The organism is Dasania marina DSM 21967, assembly GCF_000373485.1.
GTDB lineage: Bacteria > Pseudomonadota > Gammaproteobacteria > Pseudomonadales > Dasaniaceae > Dasania > Dasania marina.
The window spans coordinates 1-18,950 of sequence record NZ_KB891575.1; the positions used below are offsets into that span (position 1 = coordinate 1).

Here is an 18,950-nt window from a genome sequence, read left to right on the forward strand (position 1 = left end):
ACAATAAAAGCGCTGCTGACGTTACCAAAGCGACCATAGCACTACTCAAACCATTTAAGGACGTTGTTCACACCATAACAGCTGACAACGGAAAAGAGTTTGCGTACCATGAAAAAATTAGCAAGGCGCTATTAGCTGATGTTTACTTTGCTCACCCTTACAGTTCGTGGGAGCGAGGATTAAATGAAAATACCAACGGTTTGTTACGGCAGTATTTTCCTAAAAACACAAACTTGAAAACAGTAACGCAGATGGAAGTGAGGAGAGCAGTAAAGCGGCTTAATTCTCGCCCAAGAAAATATCTGGAATTCAAAACGCCGGATCAGTTAATGCGTGCACACAGGGCTACACTAGCAGCTTAAGCCTTGATGCACTTCAGATTTGAATCCACGATATCAGATCAAGGTAGACTTCGTTAATAATATTTTAATAATCAGGTGGCCAATATGCTAATGGAGCTAACTCGAGCTCGCGTTTATCTTGCAGGAATCTGCAGCTTGATCGTGACCGTTGGCGTAGCCCGTTTTTCCTACAGCCTGTTATTGCCCATCATGCAGGATGGGGCAGGCCTCACTGAATTGGGCGGCGGGTGGCTAGCGACCTCTAATTTCATGGGATACATGGCTGGGGTACTGCTTGCTTCTAAACTGCACAACCTCAACTACAAATACAATTTGCACCGAGCCTATCTTATATTAAGCGTAGTCACCTCAGCAGCCATGGTGATGACAACCGATATTGTGATTTGGGCTGTATTGCGATTCATTGCGGGGATCTGCGCCTCCGGGGGATTTATCATCGCCTCTGGTTTGATTTTAAAATGGTTGCTTAAAAATAATCATCGCGCTGAGTTAGGCATTCATTTCGCGGGTGCCGGCGTCAGTATTATAATCACATCCGTGTTAGTTGAAGTGATGCTAACGCTGTCGGCTAATTGGCAGCAACAATGGCTGGCGTTAGCCGTGATGGCAGCGGTTTTCGCTATTCCCGCATGGTTATGGATTCCACATCCTTTTGTGGACGGGCAAGGCGTAACGACCACAAAAGATAAGCCGCCAAGCCGAATGTTTACCTCTCTTTTAATGCTTGCCTATTTTTGTGCGGGTTATGGATACGCTGTCAGCTCCACCTTTATTGTGGATATTGTAGAGAGAACACAAGGGCTAGAAGGCCAGGGGACACTTGCGTTTTTATTGATCGGGTTTGCAGCCATGCCCGCCGCACTTGTGTGGGATAGAATCGCGATAAAAATTGGGTATCTTTATGCTCTGTTGGCGGCTTATATTCTGCAAGTGGTCGGTATTATTCTCCCGGCCATCAATGATACCTTACCGATTGTTTTGTTAAGTGCATTGTTATTTGGTGGAACCTTTATTGCCTGCGTTAGCCTAGTACTCACGATGGCGGGTAAGTTTTTTCCAAGCAACCCGGCTAGGTTTATGGGAGTAATGACATTGGCTTATGGAGCGGCTCAAATCATCGCGCCTGTCTTTACTGGGTATCTTACCGAAACGTTTGGTAGTTATGACCTTGGATTATACCTGTCTGCGGCTGTAATGATCATAGGCACAGTGTTCTTGCTTGGGTTAGTGCGCCTAGAAAGACTACAAAATTAAAGGGGGCGAAATTAAAGGAGGCGTAACAAGTATTTTCATACAGCCTCATCGTGCTATAGCTCTTAAACTCTAATAACAATTGCAAAAAGAATTTGCGCTGCCAAGGAAAACACGGATATCTATACCAGGCATCCAATCCCATATCGTTCAGCGCGGCAATAACAGAAATACTTGTTTTTTTAGTGATGCTGATTATCAGTATTGTTAACGGAGGATTGAAACGCTACGCAGTCATTTACAGACTCCGGATTAGGGCATAACAAACCGTGAATATGGTACCAGGATAGAGATAGTTCACGACGGATCTGTATAAAAAACAATCAAAGACCTCTCCCCCAACCCATTCCCCAGTAGAGCAGAGCTACGCCCCTGTTATTAAGTGTTAGGCTAGCAAGTTTGGCCGGTCAATGCTCGAAATTTATTCCATTGAGGGTGTGATTACTCTAGGATTAACTACAATAGAGTGATTATCCGGAAGAGTCGTATTTGATGTTTGCACGTTTTCTTAGCCCAAACAATTTATCCCAAAAAATGCTACGGGTTATTTTTTCCATCTATTTGGCTGTAACCTGCCTAATTACAAGCATGCAGTTTTTGACTGAGTATTTAAAAACGCAGAACTCTATCTCAAATGAGCTTAGACAACTGGAAGAAACCGTCCGCGGCCCCATTGCCACTAGCTTGTGGCAATACAACCAAACGCAGCTGGATGTACTGGTTGACGGCTTGGTAAAAATGCCTATTATCGAAGGTGTAGACATTTTCGATAAGCATTCCAAAAACACGGTCTCGAAAAGGTCCTATACTCAAGCCGCAGCCCCTTTGGCAATTTTTGAGACTAAATCAGAATTGAATTGGGAGCTAAACGAGGAAGAAGTCTTTCTTGGAACGCTGGTACTTTATTCATCCTCAGAAGTTGTTTTAGATCGCGTTTTATTCGGCTTTTCTTTGATTGCAATTACCGCAATCATCAAGGTTTCTATCTTTTACTGGCTATTTATTTGGGCCTTTAATCGCTATTTAGCAAGTCCCTTAAAAGAACTGATGTCTCAAGTCGATGATGTGCAATTGAGCCAAGATATAACTAAGCGAATTCACCTTTCAAATATTGATAATAACGAACTCAGCCAACTGCAAGAGCATATGAATAATATGCTGACTACGATGGAGCGCGATAGGCAACAATTATTGGACGACGAACAAGCCAAGAGAAATTGGCTTGAGGATGCCGTCATCAAGCGCACAGAAGAGCTACAAAGCTCTAATGAAAAATTGAAAGAATTAGCTGCAAGGGACTCGTTGACAGGTATATTGAATCGAGGCAGTTTCTTTGCAACAGCGCAACATCTGCTTGCTCTCTGCAAGCGCCAAAAATCGACCGCGTCATTTATTTTGATGGATTTAGATCACTTTAAAACCATTAACGATACCTATGGTCATTTCATCGGTGACCAGGTGCTTATTCATTTCAGCCATACCATTGAAGCTTTATTGAGAAAGTCTGACCTGATTGGACGAGTTGGTGGCGAAGAGTTTGCCGTATTTCTCCCTGACATTGGCATTAATGATGCACGCAGGATTGCCGAAAAAATAAGAAAAACCATTGCCAATGCAACACTGGATATAGACGGAAAAACAGTTAATTATACTGTTAGCCTTGGTGTGGAATCCTCTGAATCACAAGACCATTCAATTGACGAACTCTTTAAACGCGCCGATTCAAGGCTCTATGGGGCAAAAGATAAGGGCCGCGATCGTGTCGAATAACAAGGTGCTGGGTATTAAAAAAACGAATAATCAAAAACCAATTAGTAATCTATTACTTAGGCCATTGCTGCTAATGCTATTGTTGGCAGTATACGGCACGGCCAACATGGCTCATGCTACCACATTAAAAGTATGCTACGACCAATGGGTGCCAATGACTATTTTTCCATCAGCAGAGTCATCCTCGCGTGGTTTTATTATCGATATGGTGGAACAAATATACAGTTCAAAGGGCTATACACTGGAATATTATGAAGTTCCTTTAGCAAGAGGACTAGATATGGTGGCCGAAGGTCTTTGCGATATATTACCGGAATACCTTTTCTCTAAGAATGCAGAAAAAGGCTTCGTGTATGCAAACCAAGCAACATTTTCATACGCAACAGCTTTTGTCGTGAGACGAGATAATCCATGGCGCTATAAGGGCATCCAATCCATAAAAGGTAAGCGCATCGCCACTGGCCCAGGCTGGGATTACAGTTCAATGAGTGTCGACTATCAGCGTTATATCGATGACCCAAAAAACGCGAACTTCGTTAATGTGATCGCCGGCTCCGATGATGTGGTTGACCGAATCCTGCGCATGATTAAAGAAAACAGAATCGACTTATATGTGGATAACGAACTGGTGCTACAGCATGCTTTGCAGCGGTTAAATTTCAACTACGACCTTAAGATTGTGCGGCCAGGTTTAGAAAAAAAGTTAGTTGAAATGCCCATCTTCTCAGTAAAGATTCCTCTTGCAAAAAGGCAGGAACTTATAAGAATTTGGGATGAAGGTCGCATATCGCTGAAGGGCACAAAAGAGAAAATATTCCTCAAGAAATATAACGTAACCCTTGCAGAAGATTAAAGGGGGCACAATTCACGATAGCTTAAAAGGTTTACGACGCCTATTCGCCGAGCAGCCTACCCAGACACAAAATCAAGCACAAAAAAAGGGCCGACATGATCGGCCCTTTTTTCTTACTACTTAAAGCTTACAACTTGTAGCTTGTAACTTATAGCTTTCTTAATTAGAGCTTATCAGCATTCTCGCTTAGGTAAGCAGCAACACCTTCTGGTGATGCGTCCATACCTTTGTCGCCTTTGTTCCAGCCAGCGGGGCAAACTTCGCCATGCTCTTCGTGGAATTGTAGGGCTGCATCACCTTTCCTAAATACATAACTAACGGGAAAATATTTTTTGTTTTGTGAAGAAGATCACTTTTTAAATGTAACTATTTCATGTAATTAACCGAAATCACCATATCCCAAAATATATTTTTACATTAGCCTTGATCGTGTACGGATTAATTCTAAACCCCTACTCTCTTCAAATAATTTTTAATGGATGGATTGTTTTTATAAAGGATTATTAAATGAAAATAACTACTAATTATAAGTCAATAGTCGGAATTGCAACTATATTCACGTCTATAACGGCTACTTCAAACAACTTATACCCTCCACATTCCGGTAACTCACCATTTGACTTCACTATTATTGGTGATCCTAGCGCTGAATATCAAATTTCTGATAAAAGTTCTGGCAACTTAGACAGATACCAGCCTTCCGATTCTCGTGACTATCAAATATCTGTAAGCTTACCGATTAAGCGTTACGTGGGAGACGTTGCCGCAGCAGTCTCTAATGGCACTTTATCTAAGGAAGCAACAATCATTATTCCTGCTTACGATGTGGACTCATCTACAACACCTGTATTTGATTGCGATAATGATGATATCGATGACACTTTATTTGAAGAAGTTAATGAAGTTTACTTTAATGGTGAATTAATTGGAACTTTAAAAGGCGAAAATAATATATGGAAGTTCAATGATCGATTAACAGTACCAATAGAAAAAGTTAATTTCCCCTCCGCACCAGGCACGGCTGCTAATAATACAGTAGAAATCGCTATCGATGTAAAAAACAAAAATACCGTCTTATCAAGTGGCGCTGTAGGATGCCCTGTTTGGGCAACTTCAGTCGACTGGGTAGGAATTAAGTTTGATGCCGCAGATCCAGCTTATCTTATGACGGGCTTTGGCGGAAATCCATATGCACTTGAGCAATCGGGATATGCCGATAATATAGAAAATAACATTGGTATTTCAGCAAAAGTTATCGACCACGGCATAGCAAGTTTATCTTCTTCCTGCAGCCCTGGATCTTTAAATGCTATAAGCGACAATGCCAATTCTTTCATTGACATAATCATCGCTGATGCAGGCCAACAGGGAGCGAGTGAAGTTCATCTAATTGGTCATTCTATGAGTGGCCTAGATGGACGTATGATCATTAACAAGGCTGCTACAAATGATATTCCCGTCCAAGTTACAACTATGGATGGCAGCCCTGTATACCAGAATCTTAAAGTAAAAAGTTTAATGACTCACGGGGCACCGCATAAAGGTACTTTATTGGCTGACATTGCTGGAGTTTTAACTTCAGCCATAACTGACTTATGCGATCTAAAAACTGAAACATGGGCAATGGCAAACTCTCAGTTATTACCCTTTGGGACCAAAATTGCCGCAATCGGATCCGATGCTGATGGTAACAATGATCAACAAATCTCTGCCGCTGAAGCTACCGGGTTACAAAACACACTCGGACTTAACCCTAACAACCTTTATTATATGCTTTATTATTATGACAAAGGCGAATGGACAATAACTTATAATAATATAGGTGGGATTTTAATTCCGGTACCGGATTTTAAACTTTCTGGAGGTGCGTCGCATAATCCTAATGACATCATGGTAACTGTAAACAGCGCGCTAGGAGCAACTGGTTCAATTAGCAGCACCATATTAAACAGCACCAATCATGGAACCATAATTAATACCAACGCTCAAAACACCGCCATTAATATTGGTAAGTCGACTCTAGGATGGGGAGATAAATAATGAAATATATAATTAAATTGCTACCAATATTTTTATTTTTATCAACTGTGTCTATTGCCGAACCTCTGACACTTCCCTTACTCCCCTTAACACAGGACTACAAAACACTCGACGGCACACAAGTTAGTAATTATTTTTCGCTAACAGGAACATCATCAATAATTACCGTAGCTGGTTTAACCAATTCAGAATTAAGCATTTCACTACCTAATGGTGAAGCATTAACGGAAATTAATGCAGTTAACCATGGCTTTACTTGGAAAGAAGTACCTGCCGTTGTAGACCCTAACAAAACACTCATTGTTTTGGAGGGACATGGAGCAACACTTGGTAATTACCCGTTTATACTATCACCTCAACCTGGTGAGATTGCTCGTTTAAGTACAATTGACCGTTCAACACTGCAAACCAGGTCTATGATAAGTGCGCCAGGGCACCCTATTGAGCCGACTAAATTATTTTCTGTAACAACTGTTTTACTTGATGGTCGGTTACCTGCTCAAAATGCACATATCGACATGCAAGTCATTGATGCATCAGGCACGGTGGTTAATTCACCAATCACCCTTCAAGACAATGGAATTTCACCGGATTCAACAGCTAATGATGGTGTTTATACCGCTGCCACATCTGTAGATAACGCAGGTCAATATGAAGCCATTTTCAGAACGTCTTATGGTGATTCCAAAGGCCACTCTTATCAATCATTTGAAGTGACCCCTCAAGAAATCGCATTTAACGGCTCTATTAATATTGAAAAAACTGACACCAATAACAACGGTTTAATTGACATCATAAACGTCACCCCTGTTGAATCCATACCACGACAGCCTAATAGCTATCAAGTCATCTTAGAAATCAAAGGGGGAAAAGATCAAACCTTAACTAAAAGCGTTACTATTAATAACCCGTCAGCAGCTATAGTATTTAAATTAACAGCTAACGAACTAAAAGGCTTAGGCAGTCAACCATGGACAGTAGCCTCTGTTAATGCTTGGAAAGAAGCTAAGCCACTTGGATTATGGCCAATTAACCAAGCTCTTGAAATTACTGACTCAGAACTAGAAAAGCCCCCTATCAATATTATCGGCGTCGTTAGTGACCAAGGTGTAGATAATGACGGCGATGCGATTTTTGATGCTCTTCAAGTGGTATTGAAAATAGATGTCCAGCAACCAGGAAGATACGGCATCACTCTCGACCTTAGTGCGCCAGATGGTCAGTTGCTCAGCAGCTCTTATAATAGCTCTATCTATTTATCATCTACGGATCAAATTGCCAGATTTACTTTTTTAGGTAGCGATATTGGTTCAGGAGGCCAAGATGGGCCCTATGAAGTCACTAATGTATTGGTCTACCCGCTGTTCTCTGCCAGTGACAAACTCGCAAAAATTGAAAAAAATGCTGGGATCACGAACACTTATACTTGCGAGCAATTTGCCGGCTGTAACACAAGCCTAGAAAGTGAAATACGCCGCATAGCAGAAATGATGTGTGATAAGCACGGCCACTCACTGATTGTGAAACTTAACAAAATATCAGCCCTATCAAATAAGCATCCTGATGTCGCTGAAAAGCAATTAAGCGCGCTCTACCACAGGGCCAAAATACTTGAACGCTCAGGATCATGCCCTCCAGCGCAAGGCTGGGAAAAAGATAACTTTTAATGAAGAATTGGGGATGCTCTTTTTTAGGAAATCCTCTCATCGGGCAAACCTAGCTCTCAGGTTTTAAAGTGATTAGATTAAAGCGTAGGTAACTATTGATTGCCCTTATTACCTTTTCCACAAAAAAAGGGCCGACATGATCGGCCCTTTTTTCTTACTACTTAAATTTTACAACTTGTAGCTTGTAGCTTACTTAATTAAAGCTTATCAGCATTCTCGCTTAGGTAAGCAGCAACACCTTCTGGTGATGCGTCCATACCTTTGTCGCCTTTGTTCCAGCCAGCGGGGCAAACTTCACCATGCTCTTCGTGGAATTGTAGGGCTTCGATAACACGGATAAAGTCGTCAAAGTTACGGCCTAAAGGCAGATCGTTAACGGTTTGTGAACGCACAATACCTTCTTTATCGATGATGAAGGCACCGCGGAAAGCTACGCCATCAGCAGATTCAACATCATAGGCACGACACACATCGTGGTTAATGTCGGCTGCCAAGGTGTAACCCACAGGGCCTATGCCGCCTTTATTAACAGGGGTATTACGCCATGCATTGTGGGTAAAGTGTGAATCTATAGAAACACCAATAACCTCTACGCCCAGCTCTTTAAACTTGGCCATACGGTGATCTACCGCTAATAGCTCTGAAGGGCAGACAAAAGTGAAATCTAACGGGTAGAAAAACACCAAGCCTATTTTGCCTTTTATGGTTTCGGTTAGGTTAAAACCATCAACCAATTCGCCATTACCTAAAACAGCGCTACAGGTGAAATCCGGTGCGGGTTTGCCAACGAGTACACTCATTGTTCGAGCCTCCAAAAAGTTATGTTTACAGTATTTGCGGTTATTCCTGCCCTTGTAAGACTACGCTTAAAAAGCCCCTGAATAACCGTAACAGCCTTTCATTACGCTACATCACTATAGCGGCTAGTTTGTGCCTAGCAACAGGCGTTACGCCTATACCAAACCTAGCTAAGGGCTTGTGATAGTACACAGCACGCCAGCCCAAGCCCACCCAATTTTTTAAATAAACGTAATAGCCTGTAGCTATCGACACCCATGACTCTTGCTATGGTTACTTATTAAACAAAATAGCTAAACGCTATTGACAATGATTCTCATTTAGATTAACTTTACCGCATCACTGGCTAGCCTCAGCCCTTTTAGCCAGCATAGTTAATTAGATAGATAGATAGATAGAAACATTAGAGAGAAACACTGCCATGTACATCTGCCTTTGCAAATCCGTTACCGATAGCCAGATCCGCGAAGCCGTAGCCAATGGCGGCAAGAGCTTTGGCCAGGTACGCAAACAGCTAAACCTCGCCTCACAGTGTGGTAAATGCGGCATGATCGCCCGCGAGATTTTCAACGAAAGCCTACAGCATCATGTGGAGAACGAGCAGCTTTTCTACGCGGTTAGCTAAGAGCAAGCGCCCGCTACATCCCCCGTCAAAAACAAATGCTGTGCATTCGTATTTTAACTCGCATTAGCCACCACTACACACACAACCACGCATAGGCTATTTGCCAAACTCAGTTTGACAGCCCCGCACTTTGCGCCCAGACTTTTGCTAAGATCTTCACTCTCTTTTATCAGCCAACAGGATGCCACCATGAAGGGCGACCCCAAAGTCATTACTTATCTCAATAAAGCCTTAGGCAACGAGCTTATTGCTATCAACCAATATTTCTTACACTCACGCATGTATAAAGACTGGGGCTTAAAAGAGCTGGCCGACCATGAGTACGCAGAATCTATAGACGAAATGAAACACGCCGATCAATTAACCGAGCGCATTTTATTTTTGGAAGGCCTGCCCAACTTACAAGACCTGGGTAAATTACTGATAGGCGAAAATACCAAAGAAATGCTGGAGTGTGATTTAAAATTAGAGTTAAAAGCCATACCTGATTTACGTGACGGTATAGAGTACTGCGAATCAGTACGCGATTATGTAACTCGCGACTTGCTGCAAAGCATACTAGAGTCAGAAGAAGAGCATGTAGACTGGCTGGAAACACAGCTAGGCTTAATCGAAAAAGTAGGCCTAGAAAACTACCAGCAAAGCAAAATGAGCGGTTAACTTTATACAGCCACAAAAACAACGATACCGGGCTAGCCCGGTATTTTTTTGGCTGTTATTAAAGCCAAGCTACCGCCTTTATCGACTCTGACACACACAAGCCAAGACATTCTTCAACACGGCTAAAAATCATCTTAATAAACGGTAACTAACATGCTACATTCAGCCCTTAAGTTGTAGCTAGGCAGTTAATGTTTAGTCCCTAGTCAACTTCCAGCTATAAGTCACTATTAAACGGCTCACACAGCCAAAATCGTATAAACCGGGGTAAATATAAGCCCCCAATAAGGTAGATAGATAATGAATACAAAACCGAAAATTACTGTGTCTTCACTAGATTTAGCACGGTTAGAAAAAATGATAGGCAATCTGCAATACAACCCTCCCCCCAGCCTAGATGACTTAGTTAACGAGCTGGCACGCGCAGATATTCTTGCCCCCAAGGATATACCTAGCAATGTAGTGACTATGAACTCTACCGTGAAGTTTAAAGTTACCTCGTCCAATAAAGAGTTTTCGCTAACGTTGGTTTATCCGCAGGATAGTGATGGCTCACCCGACAAAATATCCATATTGGCGCCCGTAGGCAGTGCTTTGCTAGGCTTATCAGAGGGAGAACAAATAGAGTGGCCAAAACCCGATGGTGGCCAACTGCAGGTAGAAATTATAGAAGTTATATACCAGCCCGAGCGCGCTGGTGAGATGCACCTATAAGCATCATAGGTTCAAGCAGAAAAACGCTAAGCTAGGCTTAGCGATCAAAAAAATGCCGGACATTTCATCGTTAGAAAGTTCCGGCAACATCAATATCTAGATCGACCTACAAGCTATTAAATTTTAATCAACCCAAACACCTTGTTCGCGTAAATCATTTAAGGTTAGCTCTAACGCTTTACGCATAGCCGACACTAAATCATCCACTTGCGACTTGGTTAAGATTAATGGCGGCGACATAATGCATACGTTAATGAAAGGACGCACCAATAAACCAAACTGATGGCAGTAATTATCGACCATAGCGCCTATGGCATAATCTTTTTCCAATAAATCTTGGCGGCTACCCGTGTGGCCTTGCAAGGTCATTTCTACGGCTGCCATCATTCCTATACCACGCACATCACCGACTAAAGGTATATCCTTTAGCGTACGCAATTGCTCTTGAAAATAAGGGCCGACTTCATGCACGTTATCGAGAATTTTCTCATTTTCTATAATATCCCAACTCGCTAATGCTGCCGCACAAGGCACCGGCGCGCCTGACCAAGTATAACCATTAGAGTAAATACGGCCCTTGGCATTATCACCACTAATCTCGGCCATAAATTTATCAGACACCGCGTAACCACCTAATGGCACATAACCGGAAGTAACACCCTTGGCAAAGGTAATAATATCGGGCGTGGTATTAAATACTTTTTCAGAAGCAAACCAGTGACCCAAACGACCAAAGGCGGTAACCACCTCATCGGCAATATAATATATGCCATGCTTTTGTACGGTTTCGCAGCAGCGACGGTTATAGTCTGCTGGCGGCACAACCACACCACCTGACCCCAGCACGGGCTCAGCAATCATACACATGACATTTTCTGGACCTAGCTCGGCAATTTTATCTTCCAACTCTTTGATTAAGAAATCACAAAAGGCTTCTTCAGAGTCAAAATCAGGGTGATGGTATTGGCAAGGTACGCTTAAAAAATGTACATAATCTTGATACACATCCATCGCCGATTTATCGCGCTCTTTACCGGTTACCGAGGCCCCTAAAAAGGTGCTGCCGTGATAGGCCTTGTCGCGGGTAATAATATGCTTGCGATCAGGCAGGCCTTTAATATTGTTAGCTAACTGACACAATCGTAATGCCGAGTCGACTGCCGTAGAGCCTCCAGTAGTGAAAAAGATACGGTTTAAATCGCCGGGGGTTTCTGAGGCTATGCGTTTTGCCAGCTGAGCCTCTACCGGGTTAGTTACCGTAAACGATGTGGCATAACCCAATTCCATAATTTGCTTAGCAACGGCATCGGCGATTTCTTTGCGTCCGTAACCTGTTTGCATACACCACATGCCGGCAGGGCCATCTAGTAACTTATTGCCATCTTCATCGAATATATAGGCACCCTCGCCTCTTACGATGACCGAAATAGTTTTATCCTCACCTAGCTCGGGCAAGTTACCCCAAGGGTGTAGTAAATGTTTGTTAAATAAATCTCTATTTTCACTCATAATCATTCTCTTTATGTTAAATTTTTTAATGCTATAGCACCCTTAAATACGACAAAATACAGCATCAGTTATATTTTAAAGACTGTATCCAACGGCTATAGAGCTGCTCTGCCACCCTATTTAACTCTGCCACTTTGGCGGGTAGCCCTGCTTTTATTTCGGCAACGTTTTGTTCGCTATTATTAGAATTCACTAAATGATCTGGCCAACTATCAACCCAATGCGTAACTAGAGGTTCTGTCATTTCCACATGGCATTGCATGGCCAACACATTATCGTTAACAACATAGGCTTGGTTCGTGCAATTCGGTGACGAAAATATATGTGTTGCCTGCACCGGTATCGCAAAGGTTTCGTAATGCCAATGAAACATTTGAAAATCATCTAAATCGCCTAACCACTCTTTAGCTACGGCATTATTTTGAGTTTGGCAACGGTGCCAGCCCACTTCGGCCACAGGATTTTTACTAATGCTTTGTCCCAGTACCTTACTAATTAACTGGCCACCTAAACAATGCCCCAATATTGGCACATCGGCAGCTAGTGCCTGTTGTATTAAACGCAGCTCTTCCTTCAGCCAAGGCAAATCATCATTGGCGCTCATTACCCCGCCCATAAACACCAAACCCGCTATGCTGTCGTCCAACTGCGGGATAGGTTCGTTGTTATAGCTACGTATCACTCGGTAGGGAACGGCCTTCTCCGCAAGAAAGTCAGCGATATAACCGGGAGACTTGTCATTCATATGTAAAAAAATGAGTACTTCTTTAGTCAAAACTTACCTCAATAATTACCTTAACAATTGCACACTATGTACAGCCTAACTGCTGGCTATTTTTTCACAACCGTTTTCTAAGCTATTGCATTACGTGGTACAAAAACAACAACCCGCGCAAGCGCGGGTTTCTCGATCACGGGGCTCTATATAAACAAGCCGTATTTATAGCTTAAGCGGTTTGATGCATTCTTGTTAAATACCACTCGATAAATAAAATACAGGGCTCTTCAAACTCTGGATGATAAGGCCCGGGCTCAAAGAAATGGGAATTAACACCTTCGCTATTACGGGTAATGATGTAGTCATCCTCCTGCGTTGTGTGGTGCCATAGGTAAGTGACGTCTTCTTTGCTGTAGTCTTCACCTTCAACCGCATCACCTCTAACAAACCACACAATTTCTAGATCAGTAGCGGTAAGGCTACGGGGTGTAAAACGGTAAAGCACGCAGTGATCGGGGTAATTCAACATGAAGCATAATGGGCCAAACTGAAAGTCAGCGGTGCCGCCATCGTAACCTTTAAAGCTCCCCATTAATGGCGCCACTGGCTGGCCATCTTTACTACCGGTTACTATGCCTTCATATAAAGCATAACGGTTATGGTAAACATCCGTACCAAAACCAATGGATTCATTATTGGCATGGTAAATTTCTTTTGTTAAACCTGAAACGCCAGTCATTGCCTCGCTGCGTGCGTGCAGTGCTTCATTCAACGGCGCCGAGTTAACCTCTAAATCTTTTAGTGTATGCATTTTGGCATACTGGCGATGTGAGGTTGCACAATGATAGCACTCTTGATAGTTCTCAAGCGCCAACTTCCAGTTAGCATTGATTCTATACGTATGGCTATGGGCTATTTTTGCATTAGCTAAGTCATAGGCCGCTAAGGGCGTTTTAATGGTTGCTAGTGGCGCCTTAAAATCCGCGGCATCGGGATCGGTATTAACTAAAATCATACCTTCAAACACTTCTAGACGGGCTTTTTTTAGGCCGTAATCTTTAGGCTCAAACCCCTCTTTCATCTCCATAGCTCTGGCCATTTTTAAGGAGCCGTCGGTGTTATATACCCAGCCGTGGTAAGGGCAAACAAAGGTATTACGATTGCCTGAATGCTCTTCACATACCCGCGCGCCGCGGTGGCGGCAAATATTCATTAGTGCTTGCACTTCACCATTTTGGTCGCGGCTGATAATGATGGAGTCTTCCGCCAGCTCAAATAAAAAGTAATCGCCATTGTTAGGGATTTGGCTGATATGGCCGGCATACAGCCAGCTTTTAAACAATATATTTTCCAGCTCGGTTTGGTAGGTAACATGGGAGCGATAAAAATAGGGGTTAATAGCAAAGCCTTTCTTTTTTAATTGCTCGGCCACCATAGCTTTCATTGTATCTTTAGAGTCGGTTACGTCTGTCGCTATAAATTTCATCACTCATCACCTGTGTTTATCGGCTATTTCTCGTTATGTGCTGCAGCTGATGAAAAACTATACTACAAGCAACTAAATGCGTATATAGTTTTCTGTACAGGCATTTAGAGCCTTATGTCACAACACTGTTTCCAGTGACTACTAACTACCCCTAATGGCTACCACGATAGGCGGCCGGTGGCATGCCCGACCAGCGCTTAAAGGCTGTGCGAAAACTGCGCACATCAGCATAGCCTAATGTTTTTCCTATAATTTCTACCGTTAAGTTGGTGGCACTGAGGTAGCGTTTAGCCGCACTGTAACGGCTTTCATCTATCAACGACCTAAAGGATAGGCCCTGCGCCTGTAGATGGCGGCGCAAGGTACGAGAGGATTGGTGAAAATAGTCTGCCGTTTCGTCTAGGCTGGGCATACCGGGTTCGTAGCCATCTATATAGGCCTTGATGGCAGCCACTAGCCCTCTGTCTTGACGCAGGCTGATTAAGGTTTCAGCACAGAGATCTTTTAATAAACTGGCGTGCTCTGGCTGCGCGTGGGGTAAGCGCTGAGCTAAAGCTGCCTTGGAAAAGTACAGGCAGTTTCTAGATTCAGAAAAATCTACCGGGCATTGAAACAAGGCATCGTAGGGCTGACTATCGGGCAGGCGACAGGGATGGCTATAGGTCACCCGGGCAAACGTAACCGGTTCAGCCACCAGCTCATTAAACACCGTTTGCAGCGAGGCAAAGGTGCTTTCCACCTCCAACTCCGAGGTAAGCTTATCGGAGGGGGTGGGGTGTATGGTGAGGCAGAGACAGGCCTGGCCGCCATACACTTCCTGCGTTAGCACGCTGTGTGAGGCCCAACTCACCAAAGGAGCAAACTCCACCATTAGCTGCAAAGCATCCCGTAACGTGGATGATGCCACCATGGCATAGCCCAAAATACCGTAGTTGGGCAGGCCTAACTTAACGCCGATTTTATGGGCCAGCAGGGGGTCTTTGTTGAGGCTAGCAATGCGTTTATACAACGCCAGCTCCTGTTCCAAGGTCAGCCGCAACGAGGGGTTTTCCAAGGATCTGGCACTTACCCCAGTATCTTCTAGTATCAACTCTAGTGGCATCGCTTGTTGCTCTACCAACTCACGTATCATTAGCTGAATTTCATGACTGTGCAGCAGCTGCTTTTGATCAGTATCAGCAAGTTGCGGATTAGTGCGGGGCATTTTCGGCCTCCTTTATGTCCTTTATTATCCCCTTATTGTCCGCTATAGGCTCTGCATAAGCTAGAGCTCATTGCGTAAGCTTTGTTCATACATCAAAAAAGACATCAAACAATAAAGAGGAAGTTAATATCCCATGGCTAAAAAATACGATGCCATTGTTATTGGGGCTGGCCACAACGGCTTAACCAATGCCGCGTATCTCGCCAAGTCTGGCTTGAACGTGCTGGTGGTAGAAAAAAATGACTACATAGGCGGTGCTGCGGTCAGCCGCGAGCTACACCCGGGCTGGGTTTATTCAAACTGCTCTTATGTGTGTAGCTTGTTGCGCCAATCCATACACCGCGACTTGGACTTAACTCGCCACGGCTTGATGGTAGTGCCCTACTCTGGCAATACCAACTTTGCTCGCAACGGTGACTATATAGCTGAGTACCACGATCACGCTATGCAATACCGCGAGCTCGCGCGTCACTCTCAGCGCGATGCAGATGCCTCTAACCGTTTCTATTCAGACCTCATGCGCTATGCGAAATTTATTCGCCATTTTATGTTGCGCACCCCCGCCGACCCCACCTCGTTTAAACCGCGCGACATCAGCGAAATGGCGTTTATGGCGAAAAAGTTTTTGGATATGAGCGAAAAAGATATCTGCGAATTTATCCGCTTTATGACCATGAGCTGCGGTGACTTTTTGGATGAATACTTCGAGAACGAATTAATCAAAACTACCTTAGCTACCTCCAGCATCATAGGCACCGCGCTAGGTGTTTACTCACCTGGCACCGCCTATGTGTTACTACACCATGTTATGGGTGACGTAGATGGCGCGGTAGGCGCATGGGGTTTAGCCCGCGGCGGTATGGGTGCCATCTCTAACGCTATCGCCAGCGCACTTAAAGAACACGGCGGTGAGATTATGACTAACGCGCCGGTCGATAAAATCATTGTTAAAAATAACAAAGCCCGCGGTGTCACCTTAGAAAACGGCGACGAGCTTTACGCGGATATTGTGGTGTCTAACCTAGACCCTAAGCGTACCTTTACCAAGATCATGAACAGGCAAGACATACCCGAAGATCTATACAAAAAAGCCACTAACTTTAAGATTCGTGGTTCATCGGGCAAGGTCAACATTGCCTTAAACGGCATGCCCGATTGGCCATCACTGCCTAAAGATCACTTATTACGTAACGGCTCTATGCAGTTTTTAGACACCCGCGACCGCATGGAAAGAGCCTACGATGATTGGAAGCACGGGCGCTGGTCAGAAGACCCCTTTATTGAAATGACCCAGTCATCTATTTGGGACCCCACTCACGCGGCACCGGGCAATTATTTTGTGTCCTGCTTTATTCAATACTGCCCGGCAGAAATTGAAGGCGGCTGGACCCCGGAAAAACGCGAGGCCTTTGGTGAAACCGTCATTAACCAAATCAGCCAATACAGCCCCAACTTCCGCGACTTTATTGTGCATAAAGAAGTACGCACGCCTTTTGAAATTGAAAACGAGGTAGGGCTAACTGAGGGTAATATTTTCCAGGGCGAACTCACCTTAGACCAGCTCATGTTTAACCGCCCCTTTCCGGGCTACTCACAATACCGCGGCCCCGCCAAAGGTATGTATATGTGCGGCTCAGGCAGCCACCCCGGCGGCGGCGTGTCCTCAGCCTGTGGCGCTAATGCGGCCCGTGAAATTTTACTGGATTTAAAACGCCCCAACACAGTTCCTAAGGACGACGTCGATGAATAATAAACATTATGACGCCATCATCATTGGTGGCGGCCACAACGGTCTTGCTTGCGCGGGCTATTTAGCCAAAGCGGGTAAAAGAGTATTGGTATTAGAAGCGGCTGAGCAGCTAGGTGGCTTAGGTGCCACTAGGGAGTTTGCCCCCGGCTTTAAAGCCTCGGTGGCACACACACTACCGCAACTCACTAATAAACTGGTTAATGACTTACAGCTACGTAAACACGGCTTTGAATTAGCCGCCAGCTCTTTAGCCACGGTGGCGCTCTCGCCTGCAGGCCAGCACATCACCATCGCCAATGGTGAAGTACAAGGCGCCAGCGCAGCAGATGCTGAATCCTATAAAGCGTATAAGCGTTTATTAGGCCGCTTTGCCGACACTATGGATGCCACTTGGCATAAAACACCACCGGTAATGACTGATGGCGGTTTTAAAGATGCATCCACACTGGGCATGTTTGGCCTTAAAGTGCGCACCTTGGGCAAAACCGATATGCGCGAATTTATGCGTATGATTTTCTTACCCGCGCAAGACATGATGGACGAGTTTTTTGAAACCCCTTTGTTAAAAGCAGCCTTAAGCTGGGATTACAACGTGGGCAATAAGCTGGCGCCACGCTCACCGAATAATGCGGTGCTTAACCAGCTATTAAAAATGTCTGGCGACATATCTGGTAATGGTTCATTGCCCTTACCTAAAGGTGGCGTAGGCGGTTTAATTAACGCCTTAGAAAAATCCGCTAAAGCCCATGGCGCAGAGATACGCACCAGCAGCCCTGTCGCTAGCGTGGTGGTTGACGATATGCAAGCCACCGGCGTGCTGCTAGAAAATGGGGACAGCATCCGTGCTACCCATATCATTTCTAACGCCGACCCTAAAACCAGCTTCTTTAAGCTGCTAGGCGCTCAGCACCTAGATGTAGAGTTTACCCAACGCATTAACCGTTTGCGCATGAACGGCTTGGTTTCAAAAGTGCATTTAGCGTTAAACAGTGAGCCTAAATTTACCGGCTTAAACAAAGCTGATGGCCGCATGATTATTGCGCCCACGATGCAGTACATAGAAAACGCTTTTGATCATGCTAAGTACAAAGGTTTAAGCGAACAGCCAACACTAGAAGTTATTGTGCCCTCACTGCACGACAACAGTTTAGCCGACGCAGGCAAGCACGTGGTGTCTATACAAGTGCAATACACCCCCTACGACATAGAAGGCGGTTGGGATGCGCAGCGCGACACCCTACTAGAAAACGTCATCAAAACCTTAGAGCAATACGCACCCGATATACGTTCACAAATTGTGGCTAGCGAATTACTCACACCGGTAGATTTAGAGCAGCAATTTCGCGTTACCGGTGGCCACTGGCACCACGGCGAATTTGCTATTGATGCTTGGTGGATGAACCGCCCAGCTTACGGGGCGTCACAATATAAGTCGCCAGTTGCGGGCTTTTATAATTGCGGTGCAGGCTCCCATCCGGGTGGCGGCATCATGGGCGCAGCGGGTGCCAACGCTGCTAATCACATACTCAAAGAGGAGAAATAA

At 44.4% G+C, this 18,950-nt stretch carries 16 protein-coding genes and 1 pseudogene; 11 read left to right on the top strand and 6 right to left on the bottom strand.

Annotation, left to right across the window (positions count from 1 at the left end):
* The 4 genes from B067_RS0100005 to B067_RS0100020 form a co-directional block, all read left to right on the top strand.
* The coding region (locus tag B067_RS0100005) for an IS30 family transposase (protein ID WP_019527983.1) at window positions 1–362 on the top strand (362 nt) is incomplete at its 5' end.
* An 84-nt stretch (window positions 363–446) separates the two neighbouring features.
* Complete coding sequence (locus tag B067_RS0100010) at window positions 447–1,616, top strand: YbfB/YjiJ family MFS transporter (RefSeq protein ID WP_026244306.1); 1,170 nt, start codon at window positions 447–449, stop codon at window positions 1,614–1,616.
* A 489-nt stretch (window positions 1,617–2,105) separates the two neighbouring features.
* Complete coding sequence (locus B067_RS0100015) at window positions 2,106–3,383, top strand: GGDEF domain-containing protein (RefSeq protein ID WP_026244307.1); 1,278 nt, start codon at window positions 2,106–2,108, stop codon at window positions 3,381–3,383.
* The gene (locus B067_RS0100020) at window positions 3,373–4,236 is read left to right on the top strand and encodes a substrate-binding periplasmic protein (protein ID WP_205619926.1); all 864 of its coding nucleotides are present in this window, start codon (window positions 3,373–3,375) and stop codon (window positions 4,234–4,236) included. Before B067_RS0100015 ends, B067_RS0100020 begins: the two co-directional genes overlap by 11 nt.
* A 163-nt stretch (window positions 4,237–4,399) precedes the next feature.
* On the opposite strand, the pseudogene B067_RS21550 reads toward B067_RS0100020, so the two are convergent.
* Window positions 4,400–4,525: pseudogene (locus B067_RS21550) on the bottom strand (peroxiredoxin); the annotation flags it as partial.
* A 218-nt stretch (window positions 4,526–4,743) separates the two neighbouring features.
* Here B067_RS21550 and B067_RS0100025 point away from each other — a divergent pair.
* Together B067_RS0100025 and B067_RS0100030 are read left to right on the top strand one after the other, a co-directional pair.
* Window positions 4,744–6,276, top strand: coding sequence for a lipase family protein (locus tag B067_RS0100025; RefSeq protein WP_019527987.1), 1,533 nt, complete (start codon window positions 4,744–4,746; stop codon window positions 6,274–6,276).
* The gene (locus B067_RS0100030; protein WP_019527988.1) at window positions 6,276–7,943 is read left to right on the top strand and encodes a choice-of-anchor X domain-containing protein; all 1,668 of its coding nucleotides are present in this window, start codon (window positions 6,276–6,278) and stop codon (window positions 7,941–7,943) included. Before B067_RS0100025 ends, B067_RS0100030 begins: the two co-directional genes overlap by 1 nt.
* 197 nt (window positions 7,944–8,140) lie before the next feature.
* On the opposite strand, the gene B067_RS0100035 is transcribed toward B067_RS0100030, so the two are convergent.
* A complete protein-coding gene (locus B067_RS0100035; protein ID WP_019527989.1) occupies window positions 8,141–8,743 on the bottom strand; it encodes a peroxiredoxin in 603 nt (200 codons plus the stop codon).
* Window positions 8,744–9,162: 419 nt separating this feature from the next.
* Here B067_RS0100035 and B067_RS0100045 point away from each other — a divergent pair, with 419 nt between their 5' ends.
* From B067_RS0100045 to rnk, 3 genes are all read left to right on the top strand, one after another.
* Window positions 9,163–9,366 carry a bacterioferritin-associated ferredoxin gene (locus tag B067_RS0100045; protein ID WP_019527991.1) on the top strand — a complete coding sequence of 68 codons (204 nt, stop codon included), beginning with the start codon at window positions 9,163–9,165 and terminating at the stop codon, window positions 9,364–9,366.
* 189 nt (window positions 9,367–9,555) lie between these two features.
* Window positions 9,556–10,026 carry a bacterioferritin gene (gene bfr / locus B067_RS0100050; RefSeq protein ID WP_019527992.1) on the top strand — a complete coding sequence of 157 codons (471 nt, stop codon included), beginning with the start codon at window positions 9,556–9,558 and terminating at the stop codon, window positions 10,024–10,026.
* Window positions 10,027–10,326: 300 nt separating this feature from the next.
* Window positions 10,327–10,740 (top strand): nucleoside diphosphate kinase regulator, encoded by a 414-nt coding sequence (gene rnk, locus B067_RS0100055; RefSeq protein ID WP_019527993.1) that lies wholly within the window; start codon window positions 10,327–10,329, stop codon window positions 10,738–10,740.
* A gap of 123 nt (window positions 10,741–10,863) precedes the next feature.
* Here the strand turns inward: rnk and B067_RS0100060 are convergent, their stop codons facing one another.
* From B067_RS0100060 to B067_RS0100075, 4 genes are all read right to left on the bottom strand, one after another.
* A complete protein-coding gene (locus B067_RS0100060) occupies window positions 10,864–12,249 on the bottom strand; it encodes an aminotransferase (RefSeq protein ID WP_205619927.1) in 1,386 nt (461 codons plus the stop codon).
* A 64-nt stretch (window positions 12,250–12,313) separates the two neighbouring features.
* Window positions 12,314–13,024 carry a type 1 glutamine amidotransferase gene (locus tag B067_RS0100065; protein WP_019527995.1) on the bottom strand — a complete coding sequence of 237 codons (711 nt, stop codon included), beginning with the start codon at window positions 13,022–13,024 and terminating at the stop codon, window positions 12,314–12,316.
* A 172-nt stretch (window positions 13,025–13,196) separates the two neighbouring features.
* The gene (locus B067_RS0100070) at window positions 13,197–14,453 is read right to left on the bottom strand and encodes an aromatic ring-hydroxylating oxygenase subunit alpha (RefSeq protein WP_019527996.1); all 1,257 of its coding nucleotides are present in this window, start codon (window positions 14,451–14,453) and stop codon (window positions 13,197–13,199) included.
* A gap of 151 nt (window positions 14,454–14,604) precedes the next feature.
* Complete coding sequence (locus B067_RS0100075; RefSeq protein WP_019527997.1) at window positions 14,605–15,657, bottom strand: AraC family transcriptional regulator; 1,053 nt, start codon at window positions 15,655–15,657, stop codon at window positions 14,605–14,607.
* 133 nt (window positions 15,658–15,790) lie between these two features.
* On the opposite strand from B067_RS0100075, the gene B067_RS0100080 reads away from it, so the two are divergent.
* On the top strand, window positions 15,791–17,407 hold the full coding sequence (locus B067_RS0100080; RefSeq protein WP_019527998.1) for a phytoene desaturase family protein: 1,617 nt from the start codon (window positions 15,791–15,793) through the stop codon (window positions 17,405–17,407).
* Window positions 17,400–18,950: a phytoene desaturase family protein gene (locus B067_RS0100085; protein ID WP_019527999.1), complete on the top strand. Its 1,551-nt coding sequence runs from the start codon at window positions 17,400–17,402 to the stop codon at window positions 18,948–18,950. Before B067_RS0100080 ends, B067_RS0100085 begins: the two co-directional genes overlap by 8 nt.